This is a genomic window from Paenibacillus sp. Negev47 (assembly GCF_058313655.1).
Genome location: NZ_CM177754.1, coordinates 3,111,442 through 3,126,118, shown reverse-complemented (window position 1 = coordinate 3,126,118; position 14,677 = coordinate 3,111,442). Strand labels below are relative to the sequence as shown.

The window sequence follows — 14,677 nt, the reverse complement described above, 5'->3', positions numbered from 1 at the left end:
ACTAAGGAGTGAACGAAAAGTAATGAAAGCAAAAGTGTTACAAAAGACAATAGTGATTGCATCCATGGTAACGTGGACAGCACAGAGTATAGTTGGAAAATTGATTGCCACTAAACAGTATGATTTGATAAACGAACAACTTTATGAGCTTCTAGACAGCCATGGTGTACTTCCTGAGCTTGTCCGGATCAATTGGAACTTGTCAAACGATCCAGAAAAACAAGGAATATACTTAGAAAAGAATTACAAGTATAGTCCGATTACCGATCAGGCATATAAGTAATTATTCTGTACCTCCTTAATTCATAAAGCTACAGGCGGGTAAATCAGTGCGGTTTTGCAACACAAATATATAAACATTATTTTAGATAGTTGTGGACATTATTTTTAAAATCTCGCGGTGTCATTCCATAAATGGCTCGAAATACACGATTAAATGTACGCTGGCTATCAAAGCCTGCGTTCACACATATCGTCGTTAAAGATGCATCCGTTGTACGAATCAGCATGGAAGCATACTCTACCCGAAGCATGGAGAGATAATTTCGAAGATTTATTTTGATCTTATTGGAGAAGATACGAGAAATATAATATTTACTTACATTAAATTCGGCAGCGAGTGAATCCAACGTAATCGGTTCCGTAAAATGATTAGACAAATACTCCATTAATTTTTTGGACAAGTCTTGTATAGGAGATCGCTGTACTTGTTTGAATTCAATCTCTCGTAATAAATGGGACATGATGAGGTAGGTCCAGCCTAGTTTGATCGCGTAATCATCATCCCGCTTTATTCTTTCAAAAGCGCTAACGACGTCTTCATGGACAAAGGGTTGGGTAACAATTGGGTTCTCCGGGTGAAAGCGGGTGAGATCAGGAAACAGGCCGCCCAAAATTTTGGGGTGAATAATCAATAACACTTCGTTGGTGGTGGGATATCCGTTTGTTTCATAACAATGAATTATATCTGGAAAGATCAGTGCCACATCACCCTTATGTAACTCGTACATTTTTTCGTTAATCTCAATCCGTTGAGAACCTGATAGCACGTATAGAATTTCTATGTAAGCGTGCATATGTGCAGGGAAAGATATCTGCTTGGCATTTCGAATTACAGATAAATCATCTTTGCGAATCTCGTAAAATGGTAGCACCTTTCATGTCCTCCTTGTGCAATTTTTGGCTAGTTTCTAATGCTTTATGTCCACACTCTTGTTGATTGCCATGTTAAAATTCAAGAGTGTGGTGTTTATAAAATCCATTAGAAATCTTTTCGTGCTGTTATGTGCAAGCGATTACAAAATGATGAATACGTCTCGTGACGACTGAATACAGCTTGTTGACGAATTCATAATGGAGGGGGCCATTTTGTGCGTAAGAGCAAAACCTTTACCAACATCTTTGTTCCTGTTCTCCTCTTAAGTATCGGAATCGTTGTTGCTTTTGGAAGCTATATCTATGTCTCCACTACGAAATCCGTCATTGAACGGGTAGGGGAAGGCCGGCAAAGTCTGATCATGCAAGTGCGCAACACGTTGGAGCAGAAAATTCAAACGATTGAATATGCTTTTGCCACGTACAGCACAACGCCATCATTTCGTGCAGTCATTAATAGTCCACTTACCGGTCAGGATTACGAGGCTTATCGGGAACTAAATTCACAGCTCGGTTATATCTCGACGATGGGCCTTGATGGCGTGCAATACACCCTCGTAAGCCTGAGACAAAATTGGAGTCTGTCCAACGGGTCGTTAACCCGAATTACGGATAATGAGAAACAGGAGATGCAGGATTTGTTTGCTGATCCGGACGGCAATGGATTGTACTGGAGCAAAACCCAGGATGGCCTCCGGTTACTACATACCTTACCTGTCTACTCCAAGGAAAAACAAGCGATCGCCATGTCGGATATTTCTTTGCGTACACTAAATCAATCGTTGCAGACCCCATCGGAAGCCGCCATCTACATTCTAAATAAACAGGGCGAATTATTGTATGCAACGCCAACAGACCAAAAAGCCATGTCGAGCGAGCAAATGAGCTGGCTCAGTAAGCAGACAGTCAGCGAACCGCTGACTGGAAAGATGGAGATTCCTGATGAATCCGGGGATACTCGTATTGGACTCTATGCCCGTTCCACCTACAATGGCTGGACTTACGTCACATTGCTCGATCAGAAGGAAGTCAGCCAGGCCTTATCGACGACCCGCATTGGCTTAATCGTGATGGCTGTAGTGATTATGGGACTGATGGTTGTTCTTGCGTACATTATCTCCTTGCATCTTGCCAAGCCATTCCGCAAGATCCAGCACAGTCTTGGGGGACACACCGAGAGAACGGTCAAAGATGAAGTCGATTGGATTATTCAGTCCATCCACTCCATTGTATCCGAGAAAGAACATTTGGAGCAGCTTATTCACCTGGAAAAACCGAAGCTCGAAACCCAATTCGTTCTTAATGTACTACAGAATCGTTTAACCCGGGAAGAAATTATAAACAACCTTGAACGGTTCGCATACCTCAATACGTCCGATGGTGTGTTCGCTACCATGCTGATTCAGATTGATCGGTGCGGAGAAGGTCCCTTGTCGGACAGAGATACGTTGCTACTTACAGTGAATCAGTTGGTGCAGGAGATCATTCCCCCATCACAGCGCTTGCTGCCTGTCGTACTGAATGATCGGACGCAGGCAACCGTATTGTTCTTTGAATCGGAATCACACCAGATTCGAGAGGTCATTATGCGCTATGCCAAAAAGATCATTATGTTGTCCCGTGAATATTGGTCTGCTTCAGTCAGCGTGGGCATCAGTGCCCCGTACGAAGATTTGATGAATACCCGGGAAGCTTGTGATATGAGCCTTGAAGCACTATATCAACGTCTCAAGCTTGGCAAGGAGTCTGTTGTGTTCTACGAGGATATTTCACGCGGCAGCAGCGGGCCTACGTTATTACATTATCCAACAGAGCTTGAAACCCGACTATTCGATGCCATTCGCCTTGGGGACAGAGAAGAAGTGTCGCGCACCTTATATCCACTTCTGGCTGATATGATGAAGCACAGTCCTAATCCGATGAACCTGGAAATTACGCTGATTCGTTTTGTGAACAATCTGATACAATTGGAACAATTGATTGGTGCAGACGTGCTCTTAACCCAGTATAACTCCACGTTGTACCACAGGCTGTTAAACACGCTTAACCCGGAAGAGATTGAGCATATTCTTGTGCATGAGGTCATCTATCCAATGGTTGAGAGTATGCAGGAGAGGGCCAACCAGCAATTTCGCAGTATTGCAGATCGGATGGCATCCATCGTTCGCACAGAATATGATCAGGACTTGTCGCTCGAATTGATCAGTGAACGTTTGCACTATACGCCTAACTATCTAAGCAGTATTTTCCGTAAGGAGTACAGTATGACCTTTAGCGAATATCTGATGAATTTCAGATTGGACGTGGCAAGAAAGTGGCTGGTGGACACTAATATGCCGATTAAAGACATTGCCGAACGTCTGGGATATCAGAACTCCCAAAACTTTATTCGCTCCTTCCGTAAAAAAGAGAATCTCACCCCTGGTGCTTACCGCAGGATGAGAATGGATTAAAGAGTAAAAAGCCGCATCTATCTCCACTGATTTATCACATACTGATGTGTGGACTTCAATACCACATGTTATGAGTCCACGTTCAAATCCCCTCAGGTTAATAACCCGAGGGGATTGTTCGTTCTCAGTAGAGTGTTTACCCTTTCACCGATCCGAGAAGGGCTCCCTTGGTAAAGTGTTTCTGTACAAATGGGTACGCAATCAGCATCGGTACGGTAGCTACAACGATCACACTCATCTTGATTGTTTGCGATGGAGGTACAATATCTACAACGGAGCTATTGCCATCCATACCACTGGAGACAATGACAATCTGGCGGAGCAGTACCTGAAGAGGCCACATTCTGGACTCATTGAGATACAAAATAGCATTCATATAGGTATTCCAATAGGATACGCCATAAAACAGGGACAGTGTAGCTATCGATGGCAAGGCCAGTGGAATCATGATCTGCAGCAGAATACGAAAATCATTGGCTCCGTCGATCTTGGCTGATTCCTCGAGACTGTCGGGGAGAGCCTGAAAGAAATTGCGCATGATGATCAGATTAAAGGCGTTGATGGCTGTAGGAATGATCATGGACCAGTACGAGTCGATTAACCCCACAGCTTTGACGACCAAAAAGGTAGGAATCATGCCGCCACTGAACAACATGGAGAAAACGATCAGGAAATTGATAAAGTTTCTGCCCAGAAGATATCTCCGGGATAACCCGTAAGCCATGAGCGCTGTTAGTGTCATGCTCACAATGGTTCCTGCCAGCGTGATGAATATGGATACGCCCAGTCCTTTAAAGATGGTAGGTGTAGAAAAGATGTAACGGTAGGCATCCAGAGAGAAGGTCGTGGGGAACAAAATAAACTTCTTTTGCACAATCTCTTGTGTGGAGGCGAAGGAACTGGCAACGACATTTACGAAGGGCAACAGACAAGCCAGAGAGAAAAGAAGCAGCAGCGTATAATTCATTACGTTGAATATGACGCCTCCAAGGCGTTCCTTTCGAATAGCGATTTTGGACATATGGATTGTTCCTCCTTGATGGATAATGATCTGCCCTAACCATAACAAGCAAAGATTATTACGTATATAATCCTCACCTACTGAACTTGAAGAGGGTGAGAATCGTGATTTTTGAGGATAGAGAACCCTGATAATCAGCAGCACGAATAATAATCCTGAACTACAATCAACCAATACGAAAATGGCCTAGAGCCCCGGTACACGCGGAGTTGTTCAACCACAATAGCTAATGATTATGTACGTAATCGCTTACATGAAATATGCTTGGGAAGCAATCAACGCAAATCCAGATCGAGGAGGTCAGCAGGCAGTGAGAGAATCAGAACCCGCAGTCGTTTCGTTGCATCGCAACGCATACGGAAAGACCGGACTAACTCATTATTTAAGAAGGGCTGCATCCAACAAACTTCTCTATTTAATGATTCTTCCCGGCTTCGTGTACTTTGTGATCTTCAAGTATTTTCCCATGGGCGGACTTATCATTTCATTTCAGGATTATCAACCGTTTCTCGGAATCAAGGACAGCCCCTGGGTTGGTGTCAAGCATTTTATTCGTCTGTTTACGGAGCCGACCTTTGCCATGTTGCTTAGCAACACTTTGATTTTGTTTGCGCTGGAGTTGGTGATCTTCTTTCCGATTCCCATTATACTCGCCCTAATGATGAATGAAGTACGGCACAAGATGTTCAGAAATTCCATTCAGACCATCGTGTACATCCCACACTTCATGTCCTGGGTAATCATCGTATCCATCACATATGTATTCCTCAGCGTAGATGGGGGAGTCGTCAACGAAATTATTGCAGCCTTTGGAGGAAGCAAAATCAGCTTTTTGACATCACCCGAGTGGCTTCGTCCGATGTACATCTTACAGATTATATGGAAGGAAGCAGGCTGGTCTACGATCATCTACCTTGCAGCCATTACCGTGGTGGATACGCAACTCTATGAGGCCGCAGACATGGATGGTGCATCACGGTTGCGTAAAATGTGGCATGTGACCTTGCCAGCCATTCGTCCCGTCATTATTACATTGCTTATTCTTAAAATCGGAAATACGCTTGAACTCGGATTCGAGCATATGTATTTGCTTCTGAATTCGCTAAATCGCGAAGTGGGAGAGATTTTCGATACGTACATCTTCACCGCCGGCTTAAAGAACGGTCAATTAAGCTTCAGCACCACAGTAGGGTTGTTCAAGGGCTTGGTTGGACTGGTACTCGTTATGCTCGCTAACCGATTGGCGAAAAAGTTGGGTGAAGACGGGGTCTACTAGTGAACGAAGTGCGATGTCGAAATTTAATTGAATCGTGAGGATGTAGGCTCTACAAAAAAATATGAAAAGGGGAGTTACACATGAGATTTAGATCCTTCAAATTGTTAGCGTTTACGTTATGTGGAACCTTACTTCTCTCCGCTTGTTCCGGGGAGAACAACGATACGGGCATCAATGCCGATGGAAAGACAACGATTAGTTGGTTGAACATCATGCATACTGCTTCGCCGCCGACCGATACGGTACTTAATAAGATTGAAGAGTTCACAGATGTAGATATCCAATTTTCATGGATACCCGATGCTTCCAAGGAAGAACGCCTAAATACCTCGCTCGCTTCAGGTTCACTGGCTGATATCGTCTCCCTGACCATTCTCGAAAACTCTTCGGTCCGAAATGCGCTGAAAGCAGGCGTCTTCTGGGAAGTTGGACCTTATCTCGATGAATATCCAAATCTGAAAGGCATCTCTCAGGATATGCGTAATTCCGCATCCATTGAGGGGAAGTTGTACGGTATACCCATGCAAAAACAGGTTGCACGTAACGGTGTCATTCTTCGTAAAGACTGGCTCGATCATGTTGGATTACCTGTACCCAAAACAACTGCCGAATTAATGGAAGTTGCCAAAGCCTTCACGGAGCAAGACCCTGATGGCAATGGAGCCAACGATACGACAGGATTTATTGATCGGAGCGACTTGGTATTCGGTGCATTCAAAACACTGAGCTCCTACTTTGGCACCCCGAGCGGCTGGGCCATTAGCGAGGATGGAAAAGTGACACCCGAGTTCGAAGCGGAGGGTTATATCCAGGCCATGGATTATATGAAAGAGCTGTACCAGAATGGATACATTAATCAGGATTTCGCGGTAACCGCCAAGAAGGATCAACAAGAGGGGTTTGCTCAGGGCAAAGCCGGGATATATGTGGGAGCATTGTTTGACAGCAAAGGCCTGTTTAATCTGGCCAAAGGCGTACAGGACGACATGGATCTCGTCATGGTGAATGATATTACATCAACGGGAAATGAAAGTGACCGGGCCATATGGTCCACGTCCAATGGTGTAGGAGGACTGCTTGCTTTCCCAAAATCGGAAGTTAAAGACGAAGCTGAATTGAAACGGGTTCTGAAGTTTATGGATGATCTGATGAGTGAAGAGGTGTTCACCTTAATGACCTACGGTATCAAAGATGTGCATTATAGCCTCGACGAGAACAATGGTGCCACAATTATTGATACCAAGCTATGGGAGCAAGAGGTACAGCCATTTTCTTCCTCGCGCCCCAACGAGAACGGGTATGCCATTATGGATGCTGACCCGCTCCGTATTGAATCTACACGGTTAATTGAGGAAAATACAACCTTTGCCGTTCTGAACCCGGTGTACTCGCTGGAATCACCAACGTTCTCAGAACAAGGCTCTGAATTGCAGAAGATCATCACGGATGCAACTTACAAGTATATCCTGGGCAAGCTGGATCGTGCTGGCTTCCAGAATGCAATTGATACCTGGAGAAAATCAGGTGGAGACAAAATCATTACCGAATATGAGGCAGCGCACCAAGCCGTATTAAACAATTAATAAACAGCTAATCAGTGCGGAGGAGGAACTTTACAGATGCTTGAAACGAAATCTGTTAAGGATTTATGGGCAGCCAAAACAGCCGCATCCATCATGGAGCGAACCCCTAAGCTGTATGAAGAGAACGGGCATCACGGCAAGTGGTCTTATGATTATGGAGTAGTGCTAAAAGGATTTGAACGGTTATGGCAAGCGACAGGTGATGAGCAATATGCGCAATACATCCAGCATAATATGGATTATTTTGTTCAAGATGATGGATCTGTTCGGGGATACCGGATGGAAGAACATAATATCGATCATTTGAATAATGGCAAGCTGATGTTCAGCCTTTATGACAGGACAGGGAAAATGAAATATAAGCTTGCAGCAGGTCTGTTACGGGAACAACTTGTGACTCACCCGCGCACGTCAGAGGGAGCTTTCTGGCACAAGCAAGTATATCCCTACCAGATCTGGTTGGACGGTCTCTATATGGGAGCACCGTTCTATCTGGAGTATTTGATTCGATGGGAACCCGAAGAGGAATTATTGAATGATGTAACCAAACAATTTATATTGTGTGCCAAACATACCCGAGACGATGCTACAGGACTGCTCTATCATGCTTGGGATGAAAAACGCGTTCAGCCTTGGAGCCATTCGGTAACAGGGCAATCGCCTAACTTTTGGGGCAGATCTATCGGCTGGTTTGTTATGGCTTTAGTGGATGTTCTGGAGTTATTACCGAACCATCATCCCGATTATCGCAAGTTGGTTGAGATTTTCACGGATACGATGGCCGCTCTGCGCACTTATCAGGATACAACTAGCGGGGTATGGTATCAGGTGGTGAATGAGGCGAATCGCAAAGGGAATTACCTAGAAGCGTCAGCATCCAGCATGATTGTATACGCCCTGGCCAAAGGTATTCGCCTAGGATGGTTACCACGGGAATGGGAACTGGTATTGAACCATGCTTATGCAGGATTAATCTCTGAATTCGTAATGGAAACCAATCAGGGTTGGGTGAATCTCTTCAAAAACTGCCAGGTGGCAGGGCTCGGTGGAGATACCCGACGTGACGGAAGTTACGCTTATTATATAAGTGAGCCGATTATAACCAATGATCAAAAAGGATTGGGTGCCTTCTTGCTCGCATGTACCGAATACGAGTACCTGCTGCATGCCAAAGTTTAATTGCCTATGACGAGAACCGGTGTATCGGAAACCTAGAACGTGATCGCAGGAAGAATACGGATAGGTTTCGGATTACAACCGGTTTTCGCACTTTTTACTGATAACGCTTACATTATGTTGAGGAGGTGATGCCAGGTAACAGAAAGATTACTGCATGAGCATCTGGTTCTCAGTGAGGTAACATCTGCACAAATACATGTAAACCGGAGGAGGAAGATTCGTTGAAAAGAATTGTATCATTCGTATTGGTCGTTGCAATGTTATTTAGTGTGCTACCAGGTATGGTTGCTGCAGAAGATGAAGCTACTCCATTATTACCCGCATTTCCCGGTGCTGAAGGTGGCGGTAAGTACGTAACAGGTGGTAGGGGAGGATCGGTATATGAAGTGACCACCCTCTCCGATTCCGGCCCAGGATCTCTTCGAGATGCCGTTAGTCACAGCGATACAACCGTTGTATTCAGAGTGGGAGGAACGATTCATCTGGAATCCCCTCTGGCGATTACCGGTTCTAATATCACGATTGCTGGACAGACAGCTCCAGGAGAAGGCATCACCGTATCGGATTATTGGACTACATTCCAAGCGGATAACATTATCGTCAGACATATGCGCTTTCGGCTCGGGGATAAGCACCCAAGTGAGGATGACGTATTTGGCGGGCGATACCACAAAAACATTATGATCGACCACTCATCGTTTACCTGGTCTGTCGATGAAGTGCTGAGTATGTACGCCAACGAGAATACAACTGTGCAGTGGTCTGTCATTGCTGAGAGCATGCTGATGACCACGCATCAGAAGGGTCGACATGGATATGCAGGCATCTGGGGCGGGAACAACACGTCTTACCATCACAATATCATTGCTCACAATGTGAGCCGTAACCCAAGATTTGCAGGAGCTCCTGGTTTTAATACCGAGTCCTACAACAATATTGTCTATAATTGGGGGTTCTTCTCTGCTTATGGCGGTGAGGAAGGCAATTATAACCTCATGAATAACTATTATAAATATGGTCCGAATACGTATCGCAACGCCCGGGATCAAATTTTCCTCGATGTTGGCCCTGATACACGTATACATGTGAGTGGCAATGTCGTGGACGGTTATCCCGATGTCACAGCGGACAACTGGTTAGGTGTGGGTGAACTTGCGAATCCAGATTCAAAACTACTCTCGCCAGTGCAGATGGCTAATCCCGCATCCATTGACGATGCAGAGATAGCCTATGAGCAAGTCCTTGCAAAGGCAGGTGCAAGTCTGCCAAGACGAGACGCCATCGATGCACGAATCGTAAACGATGTGAAGAATCGCACCGGGCAACATATTAATTCGCAAAAGGAAGTCGGGGGTTACCTTGAGTTCGAGGAAACGACGTCAGCTCTGGTTGACTCTGATCATGACGGTATGCCTGACGAATGGGAGATCAGCATGGGACTCGATCCTAATGATTCTGCTGACCGCAATGAGATACATGAATCAGGTTATACCTATCTGGAAGTATATCTGAACAGCATTGCTGGCAATGGATCTATTAATCCTACGGTTGAAATTCAATCACCTGCCAACCATACCGTTCAGACAGAAGGCTCTTCCGTTGAGATCACTGCTTCTGCCTCTGATGCAGACGGTAGCATTGCCAAAGTGGAATTTTACCAAAACGATGTGAAACTGGGGGAAGATGATACAGCGCCTTACACGTTTACTTGGGAAAATGTGCAGGATGGCACACATTATCTCACTGCCCGAGCAATTGATGACTCAGGTACTTCAACGCAGTCCAACAATGTCACGGTACATGTTCACAAGCAGAACAGTATTGCCCCTTGGTCATCCACCGATATTGGAGAACCGGGCATTACGGGTCATACCCAATTGGGAGCTAGCGATACTGACGTTACGGTAAAATCAGCTGGAGATATTAGTAGAGAGACGGATCATTTCCACTATGCTTACCAAGCCTTAGAAGGAAATGGTGAGATTGTAGCTAGAGTTGATCAGGTGACAGCTACCGACGATGGTGCGGAAGCAGGTGTCATGATTCGTAAAAGTCTGGATGCATCATCCCCGTTTATTGCCGCCATGGTCACTTATGTGAAGGGTGGACAACAAGCAATTAGCCTCGTTCGTGATGGGGCAGGTAACGAAGTTGCACATCAGGAAAAAGGTGGTATGATCACACTCCCGTATTGGGTAAAGCTTGTGCGACTTGGGGATCAAGTGAACTCACTTGTATCAAAGGATGGTAACGACTGGTTTGTTATCGATTCACAATCATTCCCAGCAGACGAAACGGTCTACATCGGATTGGCAGCCGATGCTTCCAAACCGGATGATGAAGTTGATAAGCTCAATATATCTGTTTTTTCCAATGCATCTGTTCAGGAGTTGCCTGCTGATTTCCCAATAGCACCCACTGAACTTGTAGCTGAGCCAGATCTCAAGTCCATTCACTTACATTGGGATGAAGTGCAAAGTACGGACTCCTATTCGATATATAGATCAGAGATTCCTGGTGGGCCATACACTTTGCAGCAAGAGGGTATCACGACCACCAGCTACACAGATCCCAATCTCACTGTAGGTAAATCCTATTATTACGCTGTAAAGGCTACGAATGATCATGGCACAAGCTTCTACTCAAATGAAGCTAGTGCATCAGCGGAAGGAGAGCCGGAGACAATTCATCATATAAATGATGATTTTGAGGATATCCAAACCAATACAACCCCAGCAAGTTACACTGTATTACCTGATCCACAGACAGCCGACCTCAAAGTCGTTGTGACGCCTGTTCCTACAGGAACAACGGGGAACTCATCTTCTAAAGCGCTCATGCTGTACGACAATGGGGTTGGCATTTCTCAATTCGTGAGATCCTTTCCACCACAACGGGACAGCTTTGTGTTTGAAGCTGATATTATGTCTCAAGGCTGGCCTGGCACATCAACGGTTCTGCAATTGCAAAATGGAACGGGCAGTCGCACCGCACTCTCCATCGAGCTACGCAAACCTTCTGCTCCGGTAGCAGAGGACCAATATACGCTAATTTACAAAAAAGACGGAAAAGATTACAAATTAATGGATGCACCGGTCAATAACCGCTGGTACAGCTTCAAGATCGTTGGCAATGTAGCCTCGCAAAAAGCGGATATATACGTTGATGATGTGCGCGTCGCAGATGATGTGCCGTTCCAGGCCGATGTGGCTGCCGATGGTGTTGGACGAATGTTTGCCAGAACACCAGGCACGGGTAAAGGAACGTTGTTCTATGACAATGTAAAACTCTATGTTGAACCAGTTAGTTCTCCTAAAGGGCTACGCTCGGAACCAGGGAATGGTATGGTGAGATTACACTGGGAGGAAGCGGATGGAGCTTCTACGTACAATGTAAAGCGTAGTATCCAGTCCGAGAACGACTATGAATTGATTGCTTCTGAATTAACTGAGACAACCTACATTGACGAAGAGGTCACCAATGGAACGACCTACACATATGTCGTGACGGCCGTTGGTCCTTTGGGCGAGAGCGGCAACTCGAATACGTCTTCAGTGACACCCTCGGAGGATGCTGTGCGGCCGGAAGTGCCTGAGAGTCTGATGGCTGTTGCTAGAAATGCACAAGCAGAATTAACGTGGGAAAAAGTCGAAGCAGCTAACTACTATACAGTAAAACGAAGTTTGCAGGCTGAAGGCCCGTATACAACTGTGGCGTCTCGTACATCTGTTCCTACGTTTCGGGATGGGGGACTGGATAATGGAACGACCTACTATTACGTCGTATCTGCAACTGGGATTGGAGGAGAGGGAGCAGATTCTGCCCCTGTTGAAATAATACCTACCATGGCTCTATCTACACCCAAAGTCACAGTAGAGTCTCTTCCTGAATCCGTTTCTATCACGTGGGAAGCTATAGAAGGAGCCACGACTTACGTGATCAAGCGTGCAACGTCCGTGACCGGAATTTACGATGTCATTGCTGATCAGGAATCAGGAACTTCCTATCTGGATACAGGACTCGTGAACGGTAAGCCCTATTATTACAAGGTGACCGCACTTGCTCAAGGTACACGTAGCCTTGACTCCGCAGCCGCTGGCACACGGCCAGCATTGAATGATGGTAGACCTCAGACTCCGTCAGAGATTCGTGCTGAGCCAGATGAAAGTACAATCACTCTTTCTTGGCAAGAAGCCGAGGGAGCTGAGTATTATTCAGTGAAACGAAGTGAGTTACCCAAAGGGCCATTCGTTACTGTAGCTTCCAGTGTAGAGGATACTTCATTTTCTGATACACAGTTAATCAATGGCATTGCCTACTACTATATCATTACAGCTTTTAATGAAGTTGGCGAGAGCATGTCGTCCGCTCCAATATCTGAAATTCCTGCACCGGTTCTAACGGTGGCATCTGATGGAAGTGCACAGTATGAACAGGTTCAGGAAGCCATTCATGCAGTTCCGGACAATAGCACGCTTCCAACCATCATACGAATCAAGGACGGAGTCTACCGTGAGAAGCTGGACGTACCGGCCAGCAAAAAAAATCTGCGAATCATTGGAGAGAGCCGGGAGGGTACTTTGCTGATCTATGGTGATTCTGCCAACACACTGGATACGAATGGTAACCCGCTCGGCACCTCAGGCAGCTATAGTTTCCGGGTGCAGACAAACGATTTTACGGCTGAGCATCTGACGATACAGAATGATGCTGGCGACAATGCAGGTCAAGCGGTTGCTCTGCTGGCTCGCGGTGATCGTCTAGTATTCCGGAACGTTAGCCTAAAAGGATGGCAGGACACACTCTATGTGAACGATGGAAGACAATACTATGTGGATAGTTATATCGAAGGTGATGTCGACTTTATCTTTGGGAATGCAACTGCTTTGTTTGAGAACAGCGTAATTCACAGCTTAAGCAATGGTTATGTTACAGCAGCATCCACCGCGGAAGAGAAATCTGGTTATGTATTCCTGAATAGCCGCATTACTGGCGAATCGGGTCTTGCTGGAACGATACCTCTTGGCAGACCGTGGAGACCTTATGCCAATGTAGTCTATATCAACAGCTATATGGATAATCACATCAGTTCATCCGGATGGAATAACTGGAGTAACTTGGATAATGAACGTACGGCACGTTTTGCCGAATTTGCTAGTTACGGGCCTGGAGCGAATCCCAAAGCACGTTTTAACTGGACGACTCAGTTGTCTGCGGAAGAAGCAGAGAAATATCTGCCTGCCCAGCTCTTTGCAGGAGCGCATGATTGGAATCCGGCTGCAGAACTTTCACTCTTGCAAGAGAACGCTGAGATTGATAATCCATAACATAATAATGAAGGAGTAATTCTTTTTTTGTTGATTTTGATTGGTTTGATTACAAAGGGGTTGGAACTTAACAGATCAAAAATAACGTAGATAAGTAGAAAGCAAGGAGTAACAATGAATATAAAATGCCGCTAAAATTAGCGGCATTTTATATTTTCTTTAAGTCTGAACTAATGTTGAAGCTCCATTGTATGTTCAATTCGTTGGACATTTATAAAATGATAAGAGGATTCGATTCTCCTATCATCTTATTATATCGCTTAGTCTTAATCTTGATAATCGGCATCAAGTGTTATTTCTTTCCATGCTTTCAAGCAGTGTTGTGAATTTGTGTTGGCTGCTTGATAAGCTTGTTGCCCCAGAAGCAAACGGATAGGGGGCGGGAGTTTCAACAATTTTAATGAGCGCCTCCGCTAATTCAACAGGATCGCCGGCTTCTTGACCTGCCCCAAGTTGAATCCCTTGCAACATTTGACCCACAATGGATTCTTTGTATTCAGGTATGGATGTCTCGGATATCACTCCTAATCTATAGGTACAAAAAGATGTACTATGTTCATTTAAATTGCCCTCTTTGCAAACGAAACGATTACACTTAAGATTGGCTAACAACCAAATCAAAACCATTTTAATTTACTTACATTGTGAAAGAATAATAAACTTATTTTGGTTTTATAGTTAGC

General features: G+C 45.1%; 9 protein-coding genes. 6 read left to right on the top strand and 3 right to left on the bottom strand.

Annotated elements, in window-relative coordinates; all coding sequences use genetic code 11:
* Positions 1–22 precede the first annotated feature (22 nt).
* Complete coding sequence (locus AC4G47_RS14290) at positions 23–283, top strand: hypothetical protein (protein ID WP_491106466.1); 261 nt, start codon at positions 23–25, stop codon at positions 281–283.
* Positions 284–359: 76 nt separating this feature from the next.
* Here AC4G47_RS14290 and AC4G47_RS14285 read toward each other — a convergent pair whose 3' ends face one another.
* Complete coding sequence (locus tag AC4G47_RS14285) at positions 360–1,154, bottom strand: helix-turn-helix transcriptional regulator (protein ID WP_491106465.1); 795 nt, start codon at positions 1,152–1,154, stop codon at positions 360–362.
* Positions 1,155–1,370: 216 nt separating this feature from the next.
* On the opposite strand from AC4G47_RS14285, the gene AC4G47_RS14280 reads away from it, so the two are divergent.
* Positions 1,371–3,608 (top strand): helix-turn-helix domain-containing protein, encoded by a 2,238-nt coding sequence (locus AC4G47_RS14280; RefSeq protein ID WP_491106464.1) that lies wholly within the window; start codon positions 1,371–1,373, stop codon positions 3,606–3,608.
* A 136-nt stretch (positions 3,609–3,744) separates the two neighbouring features.
* On the opposite strand, the gene AC4G47_RS14275 is transcribed toward AC4G47_RS14280, so the two are convergent.
* Positions 3,745–4,629: a carbohydrate ABC transporter permease gene (locus tag AC4G47_RS14275; RefSeq protein ID WP_145325324.1), complete on the bottom strand. Its 885-nt coding sequence runs from the start codon at positions 4,627–4,629 to the stop codon at positions 3,745–3,747.
* A gap of 418 nt (positions 4,630–5,047) precedes the next feature.
* Between AC4G47_RS14275 and AC4G47_RS14270 the strand changes: the two genes are divergently transcribed.
* The 4 genes from AC4G47_RS14270 to AC4G47_RS14255 all read left to right on the top strand — a co-directional run bounded on the left by AC4G47_RS14270 (position 5,048) and on the right by AC4G47_RS14255 (position 13,994).
* A complete protein-coding gene (locus AC4G47_RS14270) occupies positions 5,048–5,905 on the top strand; it encodes an ABC transporter permease (RefSeq protein WP_491106706.1) in 858 nt (285 codons plus the stop codon).
* An 80-nt stretch (positions 5,906–5,985) separates the two neighbouring features.
* A complete protein-coding gene (locus tag AC4G47_RS14265; protein WP_491106463.1) occupies positions 5,986–7,488 on the top strand; it encodes an extracellular solute-binding protein in 1,503 nt (500 codons plus the stop codon).
* Positions 7,489–7,524: 36 nt separating this feature from the next.
* Positions 7,525–8,667 (top strand): glycoside hydrolase family 88/105 protein, encoded by a 1,143-nt coding sequence (locus AC4G47_RS14260; protein WP_491106462.1) that lies wholly within the window; start codon positions 7,525–7,527, stop codon positions 8,665–8,667.
* 221 nt (positions 8,668–8,888) lie between these two features.
* Complete coding sequence (locus AC4G47_RS14255) at positions 8,889–13,994, top strand: pectinesterase family protein (protein WP_491106461.1); 5,106 nt, start codon at positions 8,889–8,891, stop codon at positions 13,992–13,994.
* Positions 13,995–14,279: 285 nt separating this feature from the next.
* Here AC4G47_RS14255 and AC4G47_RS14250 read toward each other — a convergent pair whose 3' ends face one another.
* On the bottom strand, positions 14,280–14,621 hold the full coding sequence (locus AC4G47_RS14250; RefSeq protein ID WP_491106460.1) for a hypothetical protein: 342 nt from the start codon (positions 14,619–14,621) through the stop codon (positions 14,280–14,282).
* Positions 14,622–14,677: the final 56 nt, after the last annotated feature.